Source organism: Streptomyces sp. NPDC047061 (assembly GCF_040643955.1).
In the GTDB taxonomy this organism is placed as follows: Bacteria; Actinomycetota; Actinomycetes; order Streptomycetales; family Streptomycetaceae; genus Streptomyces.
The window spans coordinates 45208-66538 of record NZ_JBEYVI010000035.1 but is presented as its reverse complement, the minus strand read 5'-3'; the positions used below and the strand labels follow the sequence as shown (position 1 = coordinate 66538).

The 21331-nt window shown below is 71.0% G+C and carries 21 protein-coding genes; 8 read left to right on the top strand and 13 right to left on the bottom strand.

Going from position 1 to position 21331, the window contains the following annotated elements:
• Positions 1 to 21: 21 nt before the first annotated feature.
• Positions 22 to 1164, top strand: a complete 1143-nt coding sequence (locus tag ABZ887_RS37270) for a serine hydrolase domain-containing protein (protein WP_361299968.1) — start codon at positions 22 to 24, stop codon at positions 1162 to 1164.
• Positions 1165 to 1351: 187 nt separating this feature from the next.
• Complete coding sequence (locus tag ABZ887_RS37265; RefSeq protein ID WP_361299793.1) at positions 1352 to 1768, top strand: hypothetical protein; 417 nt, start codon at positions 1352 to 1354, stop codon at positions 1766 to 1768.
• Here the strand turns inward: ABZ887_RS37265 and ABZ887_RS37260 are convergent.
• Positions 1755 to 2357 carry a TetR family transcriptional regulator gene (locus ABZ887_RS37260; protein ID WP_361299790.1) on the bottom strand — a complete coding sequence of 201 codons (603 nt, stop codon included), beginning with the start codon at positions 2355 to 2357 and terminating at the stop codon, positions 1755 to 1757. The two genes, ABZ887_RS37265 and ABZ887_RS37260, sit on opposite strands and share 14 nt — an antisense overlap.
• 26 nt (positions 2358 to 2383) lie before the next feature.
• The gene (locus ABZ887_RS37255) at positions 2384 to 3394 is read right to left on the bottom strand and encodes an aldo/keto reductase (RefSeq protein ID WP_361299787.1); all 1011 of its coding nucleotides are present in this window, start codon (positions 3392 to 3394) and stop codon (positions 2384 to 2386) included.
• A gap of 155 nt (positions 3395 to 3549) precedes the next feature.
• Here ABZ887_RS37255 and ABZ887_RS37250 point away from each other — a divergent pair, with 155 nt between their 5' ends.
• Together ABZ887_RS37250 and ABZ887_RS37245 are read left to right on the top strand one after the other, a co-directional pair.
• The gene (locus tag ABZ887_RS37250) at positions 3550 to 4596 is read left to right on the top strand and encodes a chitinase (protein WP_361299784.1); all 1047 of its coding nucleotides are present in this window, start codon (positions 3550 to 3552) and stop codon (positions 4594 to 4596) included.
• A 219-nt stretch (positions 4597 to 4815) separates the two neighbouring features.
• Positions 4816 to 5943: an endonuclease/exonuclease/phosphatase family protein gene (locus tag ABZ887_RS37245; protein ID WP_361299781.1), complete on the top strand. Its 1128-nt coding sequence runs from the start codon at positions 4816 to 4818 to the stop codon at positions 5941 to 5943.
• A gap of 75 nt (positions 5944 to 6018) precedes the next feature.
• Here the strand turns inward: ABZ887_RS37245 and ABZ887_RS37240 are convergent, their stop codons facing one another.
• A complete protein-coding gene (locus ABZ887_RS37240) occupies positions 6019 to 7401 on the bottom strand; it encodes a glycine--tRNA ligase (protein WP_361299778.1) in 1383 nt (460 codons plus the stop codon).
• A gap of 163 nt (positions 7402 to 7564) precedes the next feature.
• Here ABZ887_RS37240 and ABZ887_RS37235 point away from each other — a divergent pair, with 163 nt between their 5' ends.
• The 4 genes from ABZ887_RS37235 (at position 7565) to ABZ887_RS37220 (ending at position 10731) form a co-directional block, all read left to right on the top strand.
• Positions 7565 to 8521, top strand: coding sequence for a metal ABC transporter substrate-binding protein (locus ABZ887_RS37235; protein ID WP_361299775.1), 957 nt, complete (start codon positions 7565 to 7567; stop codon positions 8519 to 8521).
• 62 nt (positions 8522 to 8583) lie between these two features.
• Entirely contained in the window at positions 8584 to 9348 is a 765-nt protein-coding gene (locus ABZ887_RS37230) for a metal ABC transporter ATP-binding protein (protein WP_361299772.1), read from the top strand.
• The gene (locus ABZ887_RS37225; RefSeq protein ID WP_361299769.1) at positions 9348 to 10250 is read left to right on the top strand and encodes a metal ABC transporter permease; all 903 of its coding nucleotides are present in this window, start codon (positions 9348 to 9350) and stop codon (positions 10248 to 10250) included. The genes ABZ887_RS37230 and ABZ887_RS37225 overlap by 1 nt, the downstream gene beginning before the upstream one ends.
• Positions 10251 to 10311: 61 nt before the next feature.
• Positions 10312 to 10731, top strand: a complete 420-nt coding sequence (locus ABZ887_RS37220) for a transcriptional repressor (RefSeq protein ID WP_351691469.1) — start codon at positions 10312 to 10314, stop codon at positions 10729 to 10731.
• Between the two features lie 111 nt (positions 10732 to 10842).
• On the opposite strand, the gene ABZ887_RS37215 is transcribed toward ABZ887_RS37220, so the two are convergent.
• The 10 genes from ABZ887_RS37215 to ABZ887_RS37170 form a co-directional block, all read right to left on the bottom strand.
• Complete coding sequence (locus tag ABZ887_RS37215; protein WP_361299765.1) at positions 10843 to 12195, bottom strand: histidine-type phosphatase; 1353 nt, start codon at positions 12193 to 12195, stop codon at positions 10843 to 10845.
• Between the two features lie 88 nt (positions 12196 to 12283).
• Positions 12284 to 13135, bottom strand: coding sequence for an isoprenyl transferase (locus ABZ887_RS37210; RefSeq protein ID WP_361299763.1), 852 nt, complete (start codon positions 13133 to 13135; stop codon positions 12284 to 12286).
• A 40-nt stretch (positions 13136 to 13175) separates the two neighbouring features.
• A complete protein-coding gene (gene recO, locus ABZ887_RS37205) occupies positions 13176 to 13928 on the bottom strand; it encodes a DNA repair protein RecO (protein WP_361299760.1) in 753 nt (250 codons plus the stop codon).
• Entirely contained in the window at positions 13925 to 14074 is a 150-nt protein-coding gene (locus ABZ887_RS37200) for a hypothetical protein (protein ID WP_361299976.1), read from the bottom strand. The genes recO and ABZ887_RS37200 overlap by 4 nt, the downstream gene beginning before the upstream one ends.
• A 49-nt stretch (positions 14075 to 14123) precedes the next feature.
• Positions 14124 to 14339, bottom strand: coding sequence for a hypothetical protein (locus tag ABZ887_RS37195; protein ID WP_361299757.1), 216 nt, complete (start codon positions 14337 to 14339; stop codon positions 14124 to 14126).
• 138 nt (positions 14340 to 14477) lie between these two features.
• Positions 14478 to 15392: a dihydrodipicolinate synthase family protein gene (locus ABZ887_RS37190; protein ID WP_361299754.1), complete on the bottom strand. Its 915-nt coding sequence runs from the start codon at positions 15390 to 15392 to the stop codon at positions 14478 to 14480.
• 134 nt (positions 15393 to 15526) lie between these two features.
• The gene (locus ABZ887_RS37185) at positions 15527 to 16528 is read right to left on the bottom strand and encodes an ABC transporter ATP-binding protein (RefSeq protein ID WP_361299751.1); all 1002 of its coding nucleotides are present in this window, start codon (positions 16526 to 16528) and stop codon (positions 15527 to 15529) included.
• On the bottom strand, positions 16525 to 18546 hold the full coding sequence (locus ABZ887_RS37180) for a dipeptide/oligopeptide/nickel ABC transporter permease/ATP-binding protein (protein ID WP_361299748.1): 2022 nt from the start codon (positions 18544 to 18546) through the stop codon (positions 16525 to 16527). The genes ABZ887_RS37185 and ABZ887_RS37180 overlap by 4 nt, the downstream gene beginning before the upstream one ends.
• Positions 18543 to 19502, bottom strand: a complete 960-nt coding sequence (locus ABZ887_RS37175; protein WP_361299745.1) for an ABC transporter permease — start codon at positions 19500 to 19502, stop codon at positions 18543 to 18545. Before ABZ887_RS37175 ends, ABZ887_RS37180 begins: the two co-directional genes overlap by 4 nt.
• A gap of 4 nt (positions 19503 to 19506) precedes the next feature.
• Positions 19507 to 21111, bottom strand: coding sequence for an ABC transporter substrate-binding protein (locus ABZ887_RS37170; protein ID WP_361299742.1), 1605 nt, complete (start codon positions 21109 to 21111; stop codon positions 19507 to 19509).
• Between the last annotated feature and the right edge of the window lie 220 nt (positions 21112 to 21331).

Below are 21331 nucleotides of genomic sequence, written 5' to 3'. Positions count from 1 at the left end.
CCGGAAGGACGACCGATGACCGTGTCCCCGCTGCATGCCGCCCTGCGCCGCCACGTCGATGCCGGCACCGTCACCGGAGCCGTGGGGCTCGTCGCCCGCGGCGACGACGTCGAGGTGGTGGCCGTCGGGCACACCGACGTGGCGGGGTCCGCCCCGATGGCCCGGGACTCGGTCTTCCGGATCGCGTCGATCACCAAGCCGATCGTGGCCGCCGCGGTGCTGATGCTGGTGGAGGAGGGCCGGATCGGGCTCGGCGACCCGGTGGCCGAGTGGCTGCCGGAGATCGCGAAGCCGACGGTGGTCCGGACGCCCGCGAGCCCCGTCGAGGACGTGGTGCCGGCGGACCGCCAGGTCACCGTCGAGGACCTGCTCAGCTCCCGCACCGGCTGGGGCTTTCCCGACGACTTCTCCCGGCCCGCCGTGCAGGCGCTGTTCACCGTGCAGCGGGACGGCCGCGCCCTGCAGGACTGGCCGGACCCGGACACCTGGCTGGGCCTGCTCGCCCAGGTGCCGATGCTGCACCAGCCGGGCGAGGCCTGGCTGTACGGCACCTCGTCCGACCTCCAGGGCATCCTGGTCGCCCGGGTGTCGGGCCGCACCCTCCCCGACTTCCTGGCGGAGCGGGTCTTCGAGCCGCTGGGCATGCGGGACACGGCGTTCGAGGTGCCGGCCTCGAAACGGCACCGCTTCACCTCCTCCTACTCCCCCGCCGAGGACGGCACGCTGCGCCTGACGGACACCCCGGACGGCGCGTGGAGCCGCCTGCCGCGCTTCCACTCGGGCGGCGGCGGCCTGGTCGCCACGGCCGACGACTGGCTGGCGTTCGGCCGGCTGCTGCTGAACGCCGGCGCCGCCCCGGACGGCCGCCGGCTCCTCACCGCCACCTCGGTCAGCCGCATGACCACCAACCACCTGACGGCGGCCCAGCGCGACAGCGCCGGCCTCTTCCTGGAGGGCCAGGGCTGGGGGTACGGCGGCCAGGTCGACGTCACCCCGGCCGACCCCTGGTCGGTGCCGGGCCGCTACGGCTGGGTCGGCGGCACCGGCACCACCGCGCACATCGTCCCGGCCACCGGTACGTTCACGGTCCTCCTGACCCAGACGGCCATGACGAGTCCGACGCCGACCCCGCTGATGCGGGACTTCTGGCGGGTCACCGCCTGAGCGCACATTACGCCGTTCGAGTGATCCTCCGGGGCGGAAGCGCGAGGTCAGGGTGCCCGTCGCCACCTGCGGACTTTACCGGGGCGAGGGGTGGCGCCCACCCGCTGCCGGGACGGCTCGGGTCGCCGCCGGGCGTGACCCGGCCAACTCTTGACGAGTCCCCCCGTCACTCGACAGGAGTACGTCCATGCACACCACCCAGCGCCAGATCTCCCGAGCCCTCGCCGCCGGTGCGCTCTCCGTGGCCCTGCTGTCGGCCGGTACCACCGGGGCCCTCGCCGGCGAGGCGAAACCGAAGCCGAGCCCGTCCCCGTCCGCGTCCGCCATGGCCTCGATCTCGATCAAGGCGAGCACCACCTCGGTCAAGGCGGGTGGCGAGGTGACCTTCACCGGCCGCACCTCCGGCCTGAAGGTCGGCTGGCCGCTGGTGCTCCAGCACCAGAAGGCCGGCAAGTGGATCCCGCTGAAGGCGACCACGAAGACCAAGAACGGCAGCTCCTACTCGCTGACCGCCAAGCTGAACACCGTGGGCACCGAGCATCTGCGGGTCTCGGCGGTCGGCAAGAAGGTCTACTCCCCGGCCGTGACGGTCAATGTGAGCTGAGGCCGCGCAGCAGCAGCTCCACCAGCGACCCGAAGTCCGCCCCGGCCTCCGGCCGCACCCACTCGCGGGCGTAGCCCGGGTCGTGGAAGCGGCCGGTGGCCTGGAAGACGGTCCGGGCCGCGGCGGCGGGGTCGGGCACGGTGAAGGCACCCGTCCCGGCCCCGTCCCGGATGATCCCGGTCAGCTGGCCGGTCAGGTCGGCGATGTGCTCGGTGACCGCCGGGCCGTTCTCGTCGGCCAGCACCATGTAGGTGGCGAACAGCTCCGGGTCGGCGCCGGCCTTGCGCCGCTTCGCGTCGAACAGGGCCTGCAGCCAGTCGCGCAGCCGGGTCTCCGGGTCACCGTCCCCGGCCGCGATGCCGGACAGCTGCTCCGAGGTACGGTCCAGCCACCTCTTCGTCACCGCTTCCCGCAGCGCCGCCTTGGTCCGGAAGTGCCGGTAGACACTGCCGTGGCTGACGCCGAGCGCGCGGGCCACGTCCACCACCGTGGCCTTGGCCGGGCCGTGCCGGCGCAGCACCTCCTCGGTCGCCTCGAGGATGCGCTCGGCGGTCAGGGCCGGGGTCGGGGTCGGGGACGTCGCTGCCATGGCCTAGACGGTACCTGGCGCCGCGGTCAGTGCTCGGTGCCGAGATGGCTCATCTGCACGGCCGGGTAGCGGGTGCCAGCCGCCGCGTCGGCCGGTACGGCCTCCTCGATCGCCGCCAGGTCGGCCGCGTCCAGGGTGACGTCCAGCGCGCCCAGGGACTCGGCGAGCCGCTCGCGGGTGCGGGCGCCGACGAGCGGCACGATGTCGTCGCCGCGGGACAGCACCCAGGCGATGGCGATCTGCGCGACCGTCACGCCCTTCTCGTCGGCGATCTTGCGCAGCGCCTCGACGAGGTCGAGGTTGTGCTGGAGGTTGTCGCCCTGGAAACGCGGCGAGAAGGCCCGGAAGTCGCCCGCGCCGAGCTGCCGGTCGCGGGTGAAGTGGCCGGAGATCAGGCCCCGGGAGAGCACGCCGTACGCGGTGATGCCGATGCCCAGCTCACGCGTGGTCGGCAGGATCTCCCGCTCGATGTCGCGGGTGATGATCGCGTACTCGATCTGCAGGTCGGCGATGGGCGCGGTGGCGGCGGCCCGCCGGATGTTGTCCGCGCTCGCCTCGCTGAGGCCGATGTGCCGGACGTGCCCCTTCTCGACCAGTTCGGCGATGGCGCCGACCGTCTCCTCGATCGGCACGTCCGGGTCGACGCGGGCGATCCGGTAGACGTCGATGTGGTCGACGCCGAGGCGCTGCAGGGAGTAGGCGGCGAAGTTCTTCACGGCGGCCGGGCGGCCGTCGTGGCCGGTCCAGCCGCCGTCCGGGTCGCGCAGGGCGCCGAACTTGACGCTGGTCAGCGCCTTCTCGCGGAGAGCGGCGGGGGCGGTGCGCAGGGCCTCGCCGACCAGCATCTCGTTGTGGCCCATGGCGTAGAAGTCGCCGGTGTCGAGCAGGGTCACGCCGGCTTCGAGGGCCGCGTGGACGGTGGCGATCGACTCGGCGCGGTCGGCCTCGCCGTACATCGCGGACATGCCCATGCAGCCGAGGCCGAGGGTGGAGACCTGGGGGCCGGTGGATCCGAGGGAGCGGGTGTGCGTCGTCATGGCTCCACCTTGGCATGACAGATGACAGATTTCAATATCTGTCATTCCATAGTCGTTCCGAATGGTCCAGACCTATTGACGAGAGGTCTGGACCGCCGCATTGTCATGACTACGACACCCGTGCGTCCCAACCCGACCCCACCGGGAGGCCCCGCATGATCCGCCGCACCCTCGCCCTGCTCGCCGCGGCACTCGCGACCGCGGCACTCGTCCAGCTCCCCGCCGCCGGCTCCGCCTCCGCCGCCGACACCTGTGCCGTGAAGTCACGGCCCGCCGGAAAGGTCCTCCAGGGCTACTGGGAGAACTGGGACGGCTCCGCCAACGGCGTCCACCCGCCCTTCGGCTGGACCCCGATCACCAACTCCGCGATCGCCGCCCACGGCTACAACGTGGTCAACGCGGCCTTCCCCGTGATCCGTTCCGACGGAACGGCGCTCTGGGAGGACGGCATGGACACGGGCGTGAAGGTGGCGACGCCCGCGGAGATGTGCGCGGCGAAGGCCTCCGGCCAGACCATCCTGCTGTCCATCGGCGGCGCGGCCGCGGGCATCGACCTCAGCTCCTCCACCGTGGCCGACAAGTTCGTCTCGACGATCGTCCCGATCCTGAAGAAGTACAACTTCGACGGCATCGACATCGACATCGAGACCGGCCTGGTGGGCAGCGGGTCGATCACCCAGCTCTCCACCTCCCAGGCCAACCTGGTCCGCATCATCGACGGGATCCTCGCCCAGATGCCGTCCAACTTCGGCCTCACGATGGCCCCGGAGACGGCGTACGTCACCGGGGGCAGCATCACCTACGGCTCGATCTGGGGCGCCTACCTGCCGATCGTCAAGAAGTACGCCGACAACGGCCGCCTGTGGTGGCTCAACATGCAGTACTACAACGGCAGCATGTACGGCTGCTCCGGCGACTCCTACTCGGCCGGCACGGTGGCCGGCTTCACCGCGCAGACCGACTGCCTCAACAAGGGCCTGGTCGTGCAGGGTACGACGATCAAGGTGCCCTACGACAAGCAGGTCCCGGGCCTGCCCGCGCAGTCCGGGGCGGGCGGCGGCTACATGTCACCGTCCCTGGTCTCCCAGGCCTGGAACCACTACGGCACGTCCCTCAAGGGCCTGATGACCTGGTCGATCAACTGGGACGGCTCGAAGAGCTGGACCTTCGGCAACAACGTCAAGGCGCTTCAGGGGCGTTGAGCCGCCCGCCGGGCATTCCGGTGAGCCCCCGGCCGCATCCGGCGGCCGGGGCCGCACCGCACCGCGCCTCGCCGCGCCGCTCCGACGGGCCGACCGGCGGCCGCCCTCCGTTCGACAGGTCCCGATCAGGCCCGGAGAATGGAACTGTCGGCGCGCAGTGTCCCAGGCGGCGCCTGCCGTCGGCCGCGCGGTGCACTCGCGCCGCCGAGGAGGCCCTCGATGAGCACCCGTATCGCCACCTTCAACATGGAGAACCTCTTCCGCCGGCCCACGGCGTTCCAGCTCTCGAACCCGGCCGAGCGCGAGAAAGTCCTCGACGACTTCGCCCAGTTGGTCACCCTGCTCGACCTGCCGGAGTACCGGCAGGACGACAAGACGAAGATCGCCGCGCTCATCAAGACGTACAAGGCCTACGACAGCAACCCGAAGAACCCGCCGGCGATCTTCATCAACGAGTTGCGTCCGGGCAAGGACTTCGAGCACAGGCCGACCGGGCTGTTCGAGAAGTCCGGACCGGACGACGACCCGCACATCGAGATCGTCGCCGGCGGCCGCGGTTCCTGGACCGGCTGGGCCGAACTCGGCTACGACGACCTCGACATGAGCGTGGTGCGCAACACCGGCCGGGTGGTGGCGGAGGTCGACGCCGACGTCCTGCTCACGGTGGAGGTCGAGGACCGGCTCACCCTGGAGCGCTTCAACACGCAGGTCCTGGGCGAGGCGCTCGGCAGGCGGCCGTACCCCTACGACATGCTGATCGACGGCAACGATCCCCGGGGCATCGACATCGGGATCCTCAGCCGCCACCCGATCACCTCCGTGCGGTCCCACATCTTCGACACCGACCCGGAGCAGCCCGACAGGAACCTGTTCAGCCGGGACTGCCCCGAGTTCGAGATCCAGCTCGACGGCGCCCCTCTGGTGATTCTCGGCAACCACCTCAAGAGCAAGTTCCACGACGATCCCGAGCTGCGGCTGGCCCAGGCGAAGCGGGTCGCGGAGATCTACCGGGAGGCGCTGGAGCGCACCGACCACGTCATGGTCGCGGGGGACCTCAACGACGAACCGGACAGCGAAGCGGCCGAGGTGCTGCGGGACACCGGCCTGCGGGACGCGATGAGCCACCGCACCTACCACGGGAAGCCCGGCACCCACGGGGAGTGCCGCAGCGAGCACGACAAGATCGACTACCTGCTGTTCCCGCCGACGCTGTGGGACAGGGTGCAGTCCGTCGGCCTGGAGACACGCGGGATCTACGCGAAGGGGATCCCGCACTTCGACACGGTGAAGTCGAAGACGACGGAAGCCTCCGACCACGCGGCGCTCTACGCGGACCTGGACCTGTAGGAAACCGGAACGCCCACCCTCCCAGCCGACCTGGTCGGATGGGAGGGTGGGCGAGAAGGCGTGAGGGCCGCGGACCTAGCAGCCCAGCAGGCGCCCGGCCAGGTACCCCTCGATCTGGTCCAGCGAAACCCGCTCCTGCTTCATCGAGTCGCGCTCGCGCACCGTGACCGCGTTGTCCTCGAGCGTGTCGAAGTCGACGGTCACGCAGTACGGCGTACCGATCTCGTCCTGGCGACGGTAGCGGCGCCCGATCGCACCGGCGTCGTCGAACTCGATGTTCCAGTGCCCGCGCAGCGCCTGGGCGAGGCCCTTGGCCTTCGGGGACAGCTCGGGGTTGCGGGAGAGCGGCAGGACCGCGACCTTGACCGGGGCCAGGCGGTGGTCCAGGCGGAGCACCGTGCGCTTCTCCATCTTGCCCTTGGCGTTCGGCGCCTCGTCCTCGACGTAGGCGTCGAGCAGGAACGCCAGCATCGCGCGGCCGACACCGGCCGCGGGCTCGATGACGTACGGCGTCCAGCGCTCCTGGGCCTCCTGGTCGTAGTAGGCCAGGTCCTGGCCGGAGGCCTTGGAGTGGGCGTTCAGGTCGTAGTCGGTGCGGTTGGCGACGCCCTCCAGCTCACCCCACTCGTTGCCGCCGAACTGGAAGCGGTACTCGATGTCGGCGGTGCGCTTGGAGTAGTGGGAGAGCTTCTCCTTCGGGTGCTCGTACCACCGCATGTTCTCCTCGCGCAGGCCCAGGCCGGTGTACCAGTTCCAGCGCTGCTCCATCCAGTACTCCTGCCACTTCTCGTCCTCGCCCGGCTTGACGAAGAACTCCATCTCCATCTGCTCGAACTCGCGGGTGCGGAAGATGAAGTTGCCGGGCGTGATCTCGTTGCGGAAGGACTTGCCCATCTGCGCGATGCCGAACGGCGGCTTGCGGCGCGAAGCGACCTGCACCTGGGCGAAGTTGGTGAAGATGCCCTGCGCGGTCTCGGGGCGCAGGTAGGCGACGGAGCCGCTGTCCTGGGTCGGGCCGAGGTGGGTGGAGAGCAGGCCGGAGAACTGCTTGGGCTCGGTGAACTGGCCCTTGTTGCCGCAGTTCGGGCAGTTCACGTCCGCCAGGCCGTTCTCCGGGAGGCGGCCGTGCTTGGCCTCGTAGTGCTCCTCCAGGTGGTCCGCGCGGAAGCGCTTGTGGCAGGAGGTGCACTCGGTCAGCGGGTCCGTGAAGGTGGCGACGTGACCGGAGGCCACCCAGACCTCGGGGGCCAGGATGACGGACGAGTCGATACCGACCACGTCCTCGCGCGACGTCACCATGTAGCGCCACCACTGGCGCTTCAGGTTCTCCTTGAGCTCGACACCCAGCGGTCCGTAGTCCCAGGCGGCCTTCTGGCCGCCGTAGATCTCACTGCACGGGAATACGAAGCCACGGCGCTTGCTCAGGCTGACGATGGTGTCGATCTTGTCGGCGGCCACGGTGCTCTCTTCATTACGACGACGGGCGACGAAGCGAGAATGCTTCAGAGCGAATGCTTCAGGTTACCGGCGGGGGCTCCCCCTCGACCAAATCGGTATCGCTTACCGGCCTCTCACCCAGGCTTGTTGACAACGGTTTCCATGTTTGTTGAAAATGACTCTCATGAACGTACGACGAGGCCTCATACCCGCGGCCGCCGCGACCACCGTCACCGCACTCGGCATGGCGACCCTCACTGCCTGCGGCGGCGCCGCCACGGCGGCCCAGACCGGCAAGTTCGACGTCGTCGCGTCGTTCTACCCGATGGCCTACCTCGCCGACCGGATCGGCGGCAGCCACGTCCACGTCACCAGTCTCACGCAGCCCGGCCAGGAGCCGCACGACCTGGAGATCAGCCCCAAGCAGATCATCGGGATCGAGAAGTCCGACGCGGTCCTCTACCTCAAGAACCTCCAGCCCTCCGTCGACGACGCGGTCGCCCAGTCGTCGGTGAGGACGAAGATCGACGCGGCCTCCCTGACCACGCTGGAGAAGCACGGCAACGAGGTCGGCGGCCACGCGGCCACGCACGACACCTCGAAGAACGAGGAGCTGTCCGGCCTCGACCCCCACATCTGGCTCGACCCGGTGCGCTACGCCCAGGTCGCCGAGGGCGTCGGCAAGGCCTTCGAGAAGGCCGACCCGGACCACGCGGCCGACTACAAGAAGAACACCGCGGCCCTGGTGAAGAAGCTGGACGCCCTGAACACCCGGTTCGAGGACGGCCTCGCGCACACGAGGTCCAAGGTCTTCATCACCACCCACGCCGCCTTCGGCTACCTCGCCGAGCGCTACGGCCTGACCGAGGAGGCCATCAACGGCCTCGACCCCGAGTCGGAGCCCAGCGCGGCCCGGGTGAAGGACCTGGAGACCATGGCCAAGGCCGACGGCGTCACCACCGTCTTCTACGAGACGCTCGTCAGCGACAAGACAGCCAAGACCATCGCCGCCGACGCCGGACTGAAGACGGACGTCCTCGACCCGATCGAGGGCATCACGGCCAAGTCCCGCGGCAGGGACTACTTCGCGGTCCAGGAGGCCAACCTCAAGGCGCTCCGGCAGGCACTGGGCGCCGAGTGACCCGCCAAGCGACACACCAAGAGACACCCCGAGCGACACCCCAGGTGACAGGAGACGACGAGATGAGCGGCGAGCCCGTCATATCCCTGCGCGGCGTCACCGCCGAGCTGGGCTCGCGCCCCGTCCTGCGCGGCATCGACCTCACCGTGCACCGGGGTGAGGTCGTCGCGCTGCTCGGCGCGAACGGCTCCGGCAAGTCGACCGCGATCCGCACGATCATCGGCCAGGTCCCGGTGAGCGGCGGCGGGATATCCCTGTTCGGCACCCCGCACCGCACCTTCCGGGACTGGTCGCGGGTCGGCTACGTCCCGCAGCGCACCACCGCGGCGGGCGGGGTCCCCGCCACGGTCACCGAGGTCGTCTCCGCCGGCCGCCTCTCCCGCACCCGCTTCGGCCTCTTCCGCAAGGCAGACCACGCGGCCGTCCGGCAGGCCCTGGACCTGGTCGGCATGGCGGACCGGGCCAAGGACAACGTGGAGGCGCTCTCCGGCGGCCAGCACCAGCGGGTGCTGATCGCCCGCGCGCTGGTCGCCGAGCCCGAGCTGCTGATCATGGACGAGCCGATGGCGGGCGTCGACCTGGCCAGCCAGGAGATCCTCGCGCAGACCCTGCGCGAACAGGTCGAGCGCGGCATCACGGTCCTCCTCGTCCTGCACGAGCTGGGCCCGCTGGAGCCGCTGATCGACCGCGCGGTGGTCCTCCGCGACGGCTGCGTCCTGCACGACGGCCCGCCCCCGCGTGCCGTGGGCCAGCACGCCCTCCCCGGCCACGACCACGTCCACCCCCACGACGAGCACACACCACTGCGCACGGGACTGCTGAGCTGATGGACTTCCTGAACTACGCCTTCATGCAGCGGGCCCTGCTCGCCGCCGTCCTGGTCGGCATCACCGCCCCCGCCGTCGGCATCTACCTCGTCCAGCGCCGCCAGGCCCTGATGGGCGACGGCATCGGCCACGTCGCGATGACCGGCGTCGGCCTCGGCTTCCTGCTCTCGACGTCCCCGGTCTGGATGGCGACGGCGGTCTCGGTGCTGGGCGCGATCGTCATGGAACTGATCCGCTGGTACGGCCGCACCCGCGGCGACATCGCCCTCGCGATGCTCTTCTACGGCGGCATGGCCGGCGGCGTGATGCTGATCAACCTCGCGCCGGGCGGCTCCAACGCCAACCTGATGTCGTACCTCTTCGGCTCGCTGTCGACGGTGTCCGAGTCGGACGTGACCGCGATCTGCCTGCTGGCGGCCTTCGTCCTGCTGGTCACCCTCGGCCTGCGCCGGCAGCTGTTCGCGGTCAGCCAGGACGAGGAGTTCGCCCGGGTGACCGGCCTGCCGGTACGGGCGCTGAACCTGCTGACGGCGATCACGGCGGCGGTGACCGTGACGGTCGCGATGCGCGTGGTGGGCCTGCTGCTGGTCTCCGCGCTCATGGTCGTCCCGGTGGCCGCGGCCCAGCAGCTGAGCCGCAGCTTCGCGGCCACGTTCGCGATCGCCGTCGCGATCGGTGTGACGGTGACGATCGGGGGCACGATCACGTCGTACTACCAGTACGTCCCGCCGGGCGCGACGATCGTCCTGCTGACCATCGCGGCGTTCATCGCGCTGAGCGTGCTGGCCACCCCGCTGGCCCGCCGACGCGCCCGCGCGGCCGCCGCGCGACGGCCCGCCGGGGATCCGGCGGAGTGCGCGATTCCGGCCGGCAGAGCGGCCGCCGACGAGGTCGGCGTCTGAACGCCCTCGGCCCGGGCTGGCACAATGGCCCGGCAGAGGCAGTGACGTGAGGAGGCAACCGGTGACGACCGCTGGACCGCCCGTGAAGGGCCGCTCGACCCGCCAGCGGGCAGCCGTGGCGGCGGCCCTGGACGAGGTCGAGGAGTTCCGCAGCGCGCAGGAACTGCACGACATGCTCAAGCACAAGGGCGACTCGGTCGGCCTGACCACGGTCTACCGCACGCTCCAGAACCTCGCCGACGCCGGTGAGGTGGACGTCCTGCGCACGTCCGACGGCGAGTCGGTGTACCGCCGCTGCTCCACGGGCGAGCACCACCACCACCTGGTCTGCCGCGTGTGCGGCAAGGCGGTGGAGGTGGAGGGGCCGGCCGTGGAGAAGTGGGCGGAGGCGATCGCGGCGGAGCACGGGTACGTCAACGTGGCCCACACCGTGGAAATCTTCGGCACGTGCGCGGACTGCGCGGGGTGCGCCGCGGGCTGAGCCGTTTTTCGGCTGCGGGCCGGTGGGGGCTGATCGCGCAGTTCCCCGCGCCCCTTACGGGGCACGACCTAGCTGCGCCGGTAAGCGTCCCCACCCCGCCCCCGCCTCCGCTCAGCTCCTGCCGAAGCAGCGCTCCAGTTCGTTCAGGTCGTAGAACTTGCTGTGCTTCGAGATCGGCTTGCAGCCTGCCTTGAAGGCGATCTCCTTCTCGTTGTAGAGCATGCGGACGAGGTAGTCGTCGCCCTTCTTGAAGACGTCCCACTGGATGTTGGAGGCGAGGGAGGCGACCTCTGCGCCGCGCCATGGGTTGTTGGCGTAGGTGTAGTCGACGCCCGGAGCGGCCGCCTTCTCGCTGCCCGGCAGCTGCATCAGCGCCGCCAGCGGGATGATCTCCTCGGCGTGCGTGAAACGGAGTTCGGCACCGAGGGTGCTGGTGCCGTCGCGCTCCGCCTCGACCTGCTTGAAGAGGTCGTCGAGCAGGGGCTGGGCCATCTTGTACGTGATGTCGCTGTCCGAGAAGCTCGGGCCCTTCTCGTAGAAGTCCTCGGCGTCGCTGAGGTAGCCGAACCAGGCCGCGTCGCGCGGGGCGATGTAGCGGTCGAAGTCCCAGCCCTTGCCGTCCGGGCTCTCCTCGCTCATGGCGGGCGCGATGGCGTAGAGGTTGTAGACGGCGGTGGCGGCGGTGATGTCGTCGGCGGTGGCGGCGAACTCGCCGTTCACGATGCGCTGCACGAACGCCGGCTTGAAGATCCTGCCGAGGACCCGGGCCGCCGCCTTGTGCGAGGCCGGCTGGTCGGTGACCGCCGTCAGGGTCGAGGCGAGGCGCTCGTCGCTCGCCAGCCACTTCTGGTAGTCGGCGCCGCCGGCCGACTTGTGGAAGTAGAGGAGGTTCTTGTCGACGCGCGCGGTGCCGAGCGACGCCTTCAGCGCCGGGTCGGCGTCGGTGAGGGCGGTGGAGAAGACCGTACCGCTGTCGACCGCGCGGCCCTGGCCGGAGCTGACGACGTCGATCTTCTCGCCGTTCGCGGCGATGGCGGAGAAGAGGGACGGCAGGCGCTTCTCCAGGCGGACCGCCGTCGCGCGGAGTTCGTCCTTGCCGCGGCCGCTGAGATTGCCGTACCCGATCGCGCTCATGGCCGCTTCGAGGGTCTGCACGTCCGGGCCGAACTTCTTGCCGCGCGCGGTGAGTTGGCCGTCGGCCTTGGCCTGGTTCCAGAGCGCGAGGATCGTGTCGCCGTCCTCGCCGTCCGTCGCGGAGCGGGAACCGTGCCGGGAGACGTTCTCGGTGAAGACGGCGGTGTAACCGGTGGGCGGCTGCTGGTAGGTGCGCGGGTTCTGGCCGGGGGCGTACACGGCCTTGGTGCCGTAGCTGTCACGGTGGGCGAGCCCGGAGTCCGTGGCGTGCGCGGGCAGCGCGGTGAGGAGCAGGGCGCCGAGGGTCAGGACGGGGATGACGCGCTTCATGAGGACCGTTCCAGAGGCGGGGGACCGGGGGGTGGCCTGGGATGGATCTTCCGCATCCTCGACGGCCCTCGTGAACGGCGCGTGACCGTCAGGTGCCTGAGGGGTTCTCCTCCGTGCGGCCCTCCATGGCCAGCAGCTCCTCGTTGGGGATGGCCCCGCCGAACCGCCGGTCGCGGGAGGCGTATTCGATGCAGGCCCGCCACAGGTCGCGGCGGTCGAAGTCGGGCCACAGCACGTCCTGGAAGACCAGCTCGGCGTAAGCGCTCTGCCAGAGCAGGTAGTTGGAGGTGCGCTGCTCGCCGCTGGGCCGCAGGAACATGTCCACGTCCGGCATGTCCCCGTAGTACAGGTGCTTCTGGATGGTCTTCTCGGAGATCTTCGACGGGTCGAGCCGGCCCGCCTTCACCTCCTCGGCGATCGCCTGCACCGCGTCGGAGATCTCGGCCCGGCCGCCGTAGTTCATGCAGAAGTACAGGGTGAGCAGGTCGTTGCCCTTGGTCTGCTCCTGGGCGACCAGGAGCTCCTTGGCGACCGACTTCCACATCCTGGGCATCCGGCCCGCCCAGCGCACCCGGATGCCGAGTTCGTCGAGCTGGTCGCGGGTCTTGCGGATGAAGTCGCGGTTGAAGTTCATCAGGAAGCGGACCTCTTCGGGCGAGCGCTTCCAGTTCTCGGTGGAGAAGGCGTAGAGCGAGATGTTGCGGACGCCGATCTCGATGGAGCCCTGCAGGACGTCGAGGACGCGCTCGGCGCCGACCTTGTGGCCCTCGGTGCGCGGCAGCCCGCGGTCCTTCGCCCAGCGGCCGTTCCCGTCCATGACGATGGCGACGTGGTTCGGGACCAGCTCGCCCGGGAGCTTCGGCGGGCGGGCACCGGACGGGTGCGGCTCCGGCGCCTTGTACTCGCGGCGCTGGCGCCCCAGGATCCCGCGTACGACCATGTGCTTCTCGTCTCCCTCTGGCTTTTCTCTACTGGCTTTTCTACTGGCTTTTCTCTACGTACCTGAGCGAGCGCAGTCCGCGCTCCAGATGCCAGTGCAGATAGGCGGACACCAGCCCGCTGCCCTCCCGGACGTACCGTGCCTCGGCCGCGTCCGCGGTCTCCCAGTCTCCCGTAAGCAGCGCGCCGAGCAGAACCAGGGCCTGCGGCGAGGGTACGACGCTGCCGGGCACCCGGCAGTCGACGCAGACGGTGCCGCCGGAGCCGACCGAGAAGAAACGGTTCGGGCCGGGCATGCCGCACTTGGCACAGGCGTCGAAGCTGGGCGCGTAGCCGTTGACGGCGAGGGAGCGCAGCAGGAAGGCGTCGAGGACCAGATGCGGGGCGTGCTCGCCCCGGGCGAGGGTCCTGAGCGCCCCCACCAGCAGCAGGTACTGCTGCACCGCGGGCTCGCCCTCGTGGTCCGTGAACCGCTCGGCGGTCTCCAGCATGGCCGTCCCGGCGGTGTACCGCGCGTAGTCGGTGACGATCCCGCCGCCGTACGGCGCGATCGTCTCGCTCTGCGTGCACAACGGCAGCCCGCGTCCGACCAGCTCGCTCCCGCGGGCGAAGAACTGCACGTCGACATGGGAGAACGGCTCCAGCCGGGCCCCGAACTTCGACTTGGTCCGCCGCACCCCACGGGCCACGGCCCGCACCCGGCCGTGTCCGCGGGTGAGCAAGGTGATGATCCGGTCCGCCTCGCCGAGCTTCTGGGTGCGCAGGACAATGCCGTCGTCCCGGAAAAGACTCATGGTGCACCGACCCCCGGCTGGGGGTGCGGCCCGCGGCGCAGCCGCAATCGGACGCCGTGCCCCCCGCGTGGCCGCAGCATGATGCGGTCCGCCTCACCCGGCTTCTGGGTGCGCAGCACGATGCCGTCGTCGCGGAACAGGCTCATGGCCCCATTCTGCCCTGCCGCGGAACGGGGCGATTCCGCGACGGAATCTTCAGGGGGCCTCGCCGCGGCTGCGGGCGTCGGCGTGGGCGGTGGCCGCGCCGAGCCGTTCGGCCTGGGTGGCGACGCGTACGGCGTCCGGGTGCGCGTCCCACTCCCGTCCTCCCCCGTACGGCCGCAACTGCACGTAGGGGCCCTCGTGGCCCATGACGATGCCCAGCCGTCCGGTACGGGTGTCGACGGCGCAGGAGCCGATGGGGAGGTTCATCGCGTTCACCTCACCTGGCTCCCCCGCCCCTGGGAATTTCACGCTTCGCATCACCGGTGTGGCGCTGCGTGCCTAGACTCGGCCGGAGTCTGTCCCGGCTCCCGGGCCTCCCGGGGCCCCGCGAGGCCTCCGTACCGGCTACATCAGGCCCGCGCCCGCGAGGTACTTGGCCACGCACTCCGTCTCCTCCTGCGACAGCGGCACCTGGGGCTCGGCCGTGGCCGGGCAGTCGATCACCCCGCGCAGGTGCAGTGCCGCCTTGAACGCGCCCAGCCCCGCCGAGCTGGCGCCCATCCGGGCCGGGTTCCCGACGCCGGTCATCCGGAAGAGCGCGCACAGCCGCTCCTGTTCCGCGCGCGCCCGGTCCCAGTCGCCCGCGCGGCAGAGGCGGTGCAGGCGGACGTAGCCGTCCGGGTCGACGTTGGCGAGGCCCGGGACCGCGCCGTCGGCGCCCAGCGCGAGGGCCGAGTCGACGGTCAGCTCGGACCCCGTCAGCGCGCTGAAGCCGGACAGGCCCCTGCTGCCGGTGACGACCTCGCGGAAGCCCGCCAGGTCGCCGCTGGAGTCCTTCAGCCCGGCCAGCACCCCGTCACCGGCCAGTGCGAGGACCAGGTCGGCGGGGAGCTTGGTGTGGACGGCGACCGGGATGTCGTACGCGACGACCGGGACCGGCGACCGTTCGGCGACCAGGCGGAAGTGGCGGGCGATCTCGGCGGGGTGGGTGCGGGTGTAGAAGGGGGCGGTGACGACGACCACGTCCGCGCCGGCCGCGGTGACGGACGCGACGTGGTCCAGGACCCGGGGGGTCGTCATGTCGACGACGCCCGCCAGGACCGGGAGCCGGCCGGCCACGTGGGTGACCACCGTCTCCGTGACCAGCCTGCGCTGCCGGTCCGTCAGGTACGCCACCTCCGAGGTCGAGCCGAGCACGAACAGCCCGTCCACCCCGGCCGCCGTCAGATGGTCGACGAGCCTGCGCAGGGAGGGGACGTCCACCTCGCGGTCCGGTGTCAGGGGCGTGCAGACGGGCGGTACGACACCGGACACCGTCATTTGCCCGTTCCCCTCCGGGGCGCCGGAAGCCGGAGCCGAGGCCACGACCGTGCTCGACCCTTCGGGCCTCCGCGCGCTCGCGGCCTCGGCTCCGGCGCGCCCCTTCGGCTCACGGGTGTGGGGGGCGGAAAACGTCATCTGGTCTCCCTGGGCGGGCTGTGGCTCGGCTGGTCCTCCTCCAACGGATGGTGACAGCGGTAGCGGTGGCCGGGGCGTGACGCGGCCGTGAAGTCAGGCATGCGGACGGCACACTCGTCGTCCGCCCGCCAGCAGCGGGTGCGGAACGGGCACCCGGACGGCGGCCGGGTCGCCGAGGGGACCGGGCCGGTGAGCGGGATGGGGTCGATCGGGTTCAGCAGGCCGGGGGTGGCCGAGAACAGGGCCCGGGTGTACGGGTGCCGGGCGTGGTCGGTGACGTCGGCGGCCGGGGTGTCCTCGACGATCCGGCCCAGGTACATGGTGATCACCCGGTCGCTCATCCGCCGTACCGTCTGGATGTCGTGGGAGACGAAGACCAGGGCGAGGCCGAGGCGTTCGCGCAGGTCGAGGAGGAGGTTGAGGATCTGGGCGCGGACGGAGACGTCCAGAGCGCTGGTGGGCTCGTCGGCGACCACCAGGCCGGGGTCCAGGGCGAGGGCCCGGGCGATCGCGACGCGCTGCCGCTGGCCGCCGGAGAGCTGGCCGGGGAGGGCCTCGGCGAGCGCCCGGGGCAGCCCGACGAGGCTCATCAACTCCCTTACCCGGTCCTCCCGTTCGGCCTTCGTGCCGCGCTCGTGGACGTCCAGCGGGTCGCGGAGGATCCTGTGCACCGGCAGGCGGCGGTTGAGGGCCGTCGACGGGTCCTGGAAGACCATGCCGGTGCTCGCGCCGACGGCCGACCGGCGTTCGCCCGGTGTCATCGACCACAGGTCCCGGCCGTGGAAGGTGACCGTGCCGGCGGTCGGCCGCTCGATCCCCACCAGCACCTTCGCCAGGGTCGACTTCCCGCACCCCGACTCGCCGACCACGCCGACCGTCTCACCGGCCGCCACGGTGAGGTCGGCGCCGGTCAGCGCGTACACCCGGTCCCGGCCGAAGAGGCCCCCGCCGCGGGCCTTGTGGACCACATGGACGCCGGACAGCTGGACCGCGCTCACGTCACCGCCTCCGTGCTCGCCGCCGGGTCGACGGCCGGGTGGTGGCAGGCCGCGGTGTGGACGGGGCTGCCGACGAGGGCCGGTGGTGTCGTACGGCAGACGTCGGTCGCCGCCGGGCAGCGGCCGCTGAAGCGGCAGCCCGCCGGGAAGTCGGCGGGGGACGGCACCACGCCCCTGATCTGGGTGAGCCGCTCCGCCCCGGACTCCAGGGACAGCACGCTGCCGAGCAGGCCGCGCGTGTAGTGGTGGGCGGGGGCGGCGACCAGCTCCGCGGTGACGCCGGTCTCGACGAGCTGGCCGCCGTACATCACCACCACCCGGTCGGTGACGTCCGCGACCAGGGCGAGGTCGTGGGAGACGAGGATCAGCGCGAAGCCGAGTTCCTCGCGGAGGCGGAGGAGGAGTTCCATCACCTGGGCCTGGACGGTGACGTCGAGGGCGGTGGTCGGTTCGTCGGCGATGATCAGGCGGGGGTCGCGGGAGAGGGCCATCGCGATGAGGACGCGCTGGCGCTGGCCGCCGGAGAGTTCGTGGGGATAGCTGCGCAGGGTGCGGGTGGGGTCGAGGCCGACGAGGGTGAGGAGTTCGGCGGGGTGCCTGCGACCGCCTCGCCGTGTGAGTTGCCTGAGCTGGGCGTTGACCGTCATGGAGGGGTTGAGGGAGGAGAGGGCGTCCTGGTAGACCATCGCGAGTTCGTGGCCGAGGAGGCGGTGGTGGGGGGTGGTGAGGTCGGTGGGCGGCTGCGGGTGGGTGGGGGCTGGTCGCGCAGTTCCCCGCGCCCCTGAAGGGGCGCTCGTGTCCCGTCGGCTGAAAAGAATCTCGCCCGTCACCCTGGCCGTTTTCGGTTGCAGGCCCATGATCGTCAGAGCTGTCAGGGACTTGCCGCAGCCCGACTCCCCCACCAGGCCCAGGACTTCGCCCGGATACACCTCGAAGCCGATACCGTCGACGATGTTCACGCCCCGGTGGCGGTCGGCGAAGCCGATGGTGAGGTTGCGGACCGACAGCACCGGCGGGCCCTCCTGGGAGGGCAGGGGCCGGGCGCGTCGGCGCAGTCGCTCCCCCGCCTCCGTCAGGCCGGGCAGCTCAAGGACCTCGCCGGGCTCGACGGCCTCCACCGGATCGGCCCCCGTCGGTTCCGTCTCCCTCGCCGCCGGTGACGCCCACGCGTCCGAGACGCCCTCGGAGAGGATGTTCAGGGAGAGCACGGTGAGGAGGATCAGCAGGCCGGGGAAGAGGGTGGCCCACCAGCCGCCGGTCAGGACCATGTTCCTGCCGTCCGCGATGACGCTGCCCCAGGACGGGTCGGGGGGCCGGACACCGGCGCCGATGAAGGACAGGGACGCCTCGAAGACGATGGCCTCGGCGATCTGGACCGTGCAGAAGACGAGGACGGGGGCGAGACAGTTGACGGCCACGTGGCGGACGACGATGTGCGGGGTGCGGGCGCCGATCACGCGTTCCGCCGTGACGTAGTCCTCGCCGTACTGGTCGAGGACGTTGGCGCGGACGACCCGGGCCACCGGCGGGGTGAACAGGAAGGCGATCGCGCAGATCAGGACCGTGATGCCGCCGCCGAAGACGGCCACGAGGACGGCGGCCAGGGCGATGCCGGGGAACGCCATCACCACGTCCAGGCAGCGCATCAGCGTCTCGTCGACAGCTCCGCGGGAGGTGGCCGCGAGGGCGCCGAGGAGGGCTCCGGCGGTCAGGGCGAGGGCGGTCGCGCCGAGGCCGATCGCGAGGGACCAGCGGGCGCCGTACATCAGCCGGCTGAGGATGTCCCGGCCGAGGCTGTCCTGGCCCATCCAGTGGCCGGCGGAGGGGTGGCCGGTGCCGTCGACGGGGGCCTGCTGCGCGAGGGGGTCGTCGGGGGCGAGGAGGGGGGCGAGAGCGGCCATCAGGACGATCACGGTCAGGAAGGCGAGGGCCGTCCTCGACGACGGCGGCAGCCTGCGCAGCCGTACGCCGGGGCGGGCGAGCGCGGCGGTGCGGGCCGCGCGGGTGCGGGCCGTCATGCGGCCTCCCTCAGGCGCGGGTTGACCAGCAGGTAGAGGATGTCGATGACGAGGTTGACGACGACGAAGCCGGTCGCGGTGGTGAGGACGACGCCCTGGACCACGGCGGGGTCGCCGTTCTGCACGGCGTCGATCATCAGCTTGCCCATGCCGGGCAGGGCGAAGACGGTCTCGATGACGACGGCGCCGCCGAGGAGGTAGCCGACGCGCAGGCCGAGCACCGTCAGGGGGTTCACGAGCGCGTTGCGGAGCACGTTGCGGCCGACCACGACATGGGGCGGCAGGCCGCTGCCGATCGCGGTACGGACGTAGTCCTTGTCGAGTTCCTCGACCACCGAGGTGCGGACGATCCGGGTGAGCTGGGCGGCCACCGGGAGGGAGAGCGCGAGGGCGGGCAGGGCCATGGTCCTGAGCCAGCCGGTGACGGAGTCCTCGGGGTTGATGTAGCCGCCGGACGGGAACCAGCCCCGGTCGACGGCCAGGTACTGGATCATCAGCAGTGCCAGCCAGAAGGCGGGTGCGGCCACCCCGACCAGGGAGAGGACGCGGATGACCTGGTCGGCGGCCCGGTCCCGGTGGATGGCCGCGGTCACGCCTGCGGCCAGCGCCAGGACGACGGCGATCCCGAGGCCGAGGAAGGTCAGCTGGAGGGTGAGCGGCAGGGCGGTGGCGACCTGGTCGAGGACCGGGGTGCGGGTGAGGGCGCTGGTGCCGAGGTCGCCGTGGAGCAGGCCGCCGACGAAGCGGACGTAGCGCAGGGGCAGCGGGTCGAGGAGGCCGTTGCGTTCGCGGAAGTCGTGGAGCTGCCGTGGGGTGGGGTTGGCGCCCTGGAAGAACGCGGACGCCGGGTCGACGTCGGAGAAGCGCATCACCAGGAACACGAACAGGGCGATGCCGAGCAGCAGCGGCACCAGCAGGACGGTGCGGCGCAGCAGGATGCGCAGGACGGCGGTCATGCCGTCAGGCCCACTTGGCGGTGAGGACGTTGATGCCGGGATAGGGCTGGGCCCTTATGCCGGTGAGCCTGCGCGGGTCCCAGGCGGTGATCAGCTCGTTGTGGACGACCGGGTAGAGGACGGCCTGTTCGGCGACGACGTCGATGTAGTCCTGGATCATCGTCGTCTTCTTGTCCGGGTCCGGTTCGCGGGTGGCCGCGTCCATGTCCTTGAAGAGCTGCTTCGCGACGGCGTCGTCCGACCAGCGGGCGTAGCCCGTCCAGAGGTTCTCGGGGCCGTAGTTGTAGCGCATGATCAGGTCGGCGTCGAGGCCGAACTGGTTGGGGTTCGAGACGGCGGCGACGACCTGGTAGTCCTGCTTCTGGTCCATCTTGGTGAACACGGCCGTGGTCTCCTGGGGGGACAGGGTCGTGGCGACGCCGATCGCGTCCCAGGACGACTTGATGGTGGGCAGGCAGTCGACGAGCCAGCTCACGTTGACGGCAAGGATGTTCACGTGGAGGCCGCTGACTCCGGCGGCCTCCAGCAGGGCCCGCGCCTTCGCCGGGTCGTGGTCGTAGACCGTCTTCGCCGGCCGGTAGGCGGGGTTGGTCTCGTTCAGGAACGAACTCGCGGGTTTTCCGTGGCCCTTGAGGGCGACCTCGACGATCTTCGCCTTGTCGATGGCGTAGTGCAGGGCCTGCCGGACCCGGACGTCGTCGAAGGGTCTGTGCCGGGTGTTGAACATCAGGAACGCGTTGTTCATCCCGGCGCCGCCGCCGACCGACAGCCCGCCCTGTTCGAGGCGGGGGATGTTGGCGTACGGGATGTTGTCGGAGATCTGGGCGCCGGCGGTGCCTCCGGAGATCCTGGCCACGCGCGAGGCGGCGTCGACGATCGTCAGCCAGTTCATCTTCCGGAAGGCGGGCCTGCGGGGGCCGTTGTAGTGCTCGTACGCGGCGAAGGTGGTGTTCGACTTCGGGTGGTGCGCGGTCTGCCGGTACGGTCCCGAGCCGATCGCCAGTCCCCTGATCGCGTCGTCCCAGGCGCCGGGCCGGGAGAACACGTGGACCGGCATGATCTTGGCGAGGGTGAGGCGGGCGAGCCCGTCCGGGAAGGGGAACCGGAGGACCAGGTCGACGGTCCGGGCGTCGACCCTGCGGGCCTCCTTGAGCCAGCTCGCGAAGAAGCCCTGGGCGAGGGTCTGCGTGTCCGGGTCGAGGATCCGGTCGAAGACGAAGACCACGTCGTCGGCGGTGACCGGCCTGCCGTCGTGGAAGGTGGCGCCCGGGCGCAGGGTGAACCGCCAGGTGGTGGCGTTCGCGTCGGCGGGCAGCCGGGTGGCCAGCGCCGGGTAGGGGGCGCGGGTGATCGGGTCGGTGTCGGCCAGGCCCTCGTAGATGTGGTTGTTGGCGGCCATCGCGAACGCGGACGCCGTCTGGGTGGGGTCCCAGCTGCCGTCGTTGCCGTAGCCGATCACGGCCGTGAGGGTGCGGTCGGAGCCGTCGCCGCCGAGGTCGATCGTGGACTTGGGGCCGCACGCCGTCAGCGACGGCAGGGCCGCTGCCGCGCCCAGCGCGCCGGTGAGTGTCAGGAACGTCCTGCGGGCGTGGGTCGCCTCGTCGCGCACGGTGCCTCCAGCGTGGGGGAACGGAGACGTCGGACATCCTGTGTAAGCGCGACCATAAGAGGGGGTTCGTGGACGGTCAAGGCAACGCACGCGAATGGCGTAAACCGTCAGAGGTGGGACCAATGACACCACGACGGCGGGGCCACGGCAGGACCATGGCCCCGCGCACGCGCAGGAGTTGGCGCCGGCCGGACGCGCGCGCGAGTCGGCGCCGGCCGCA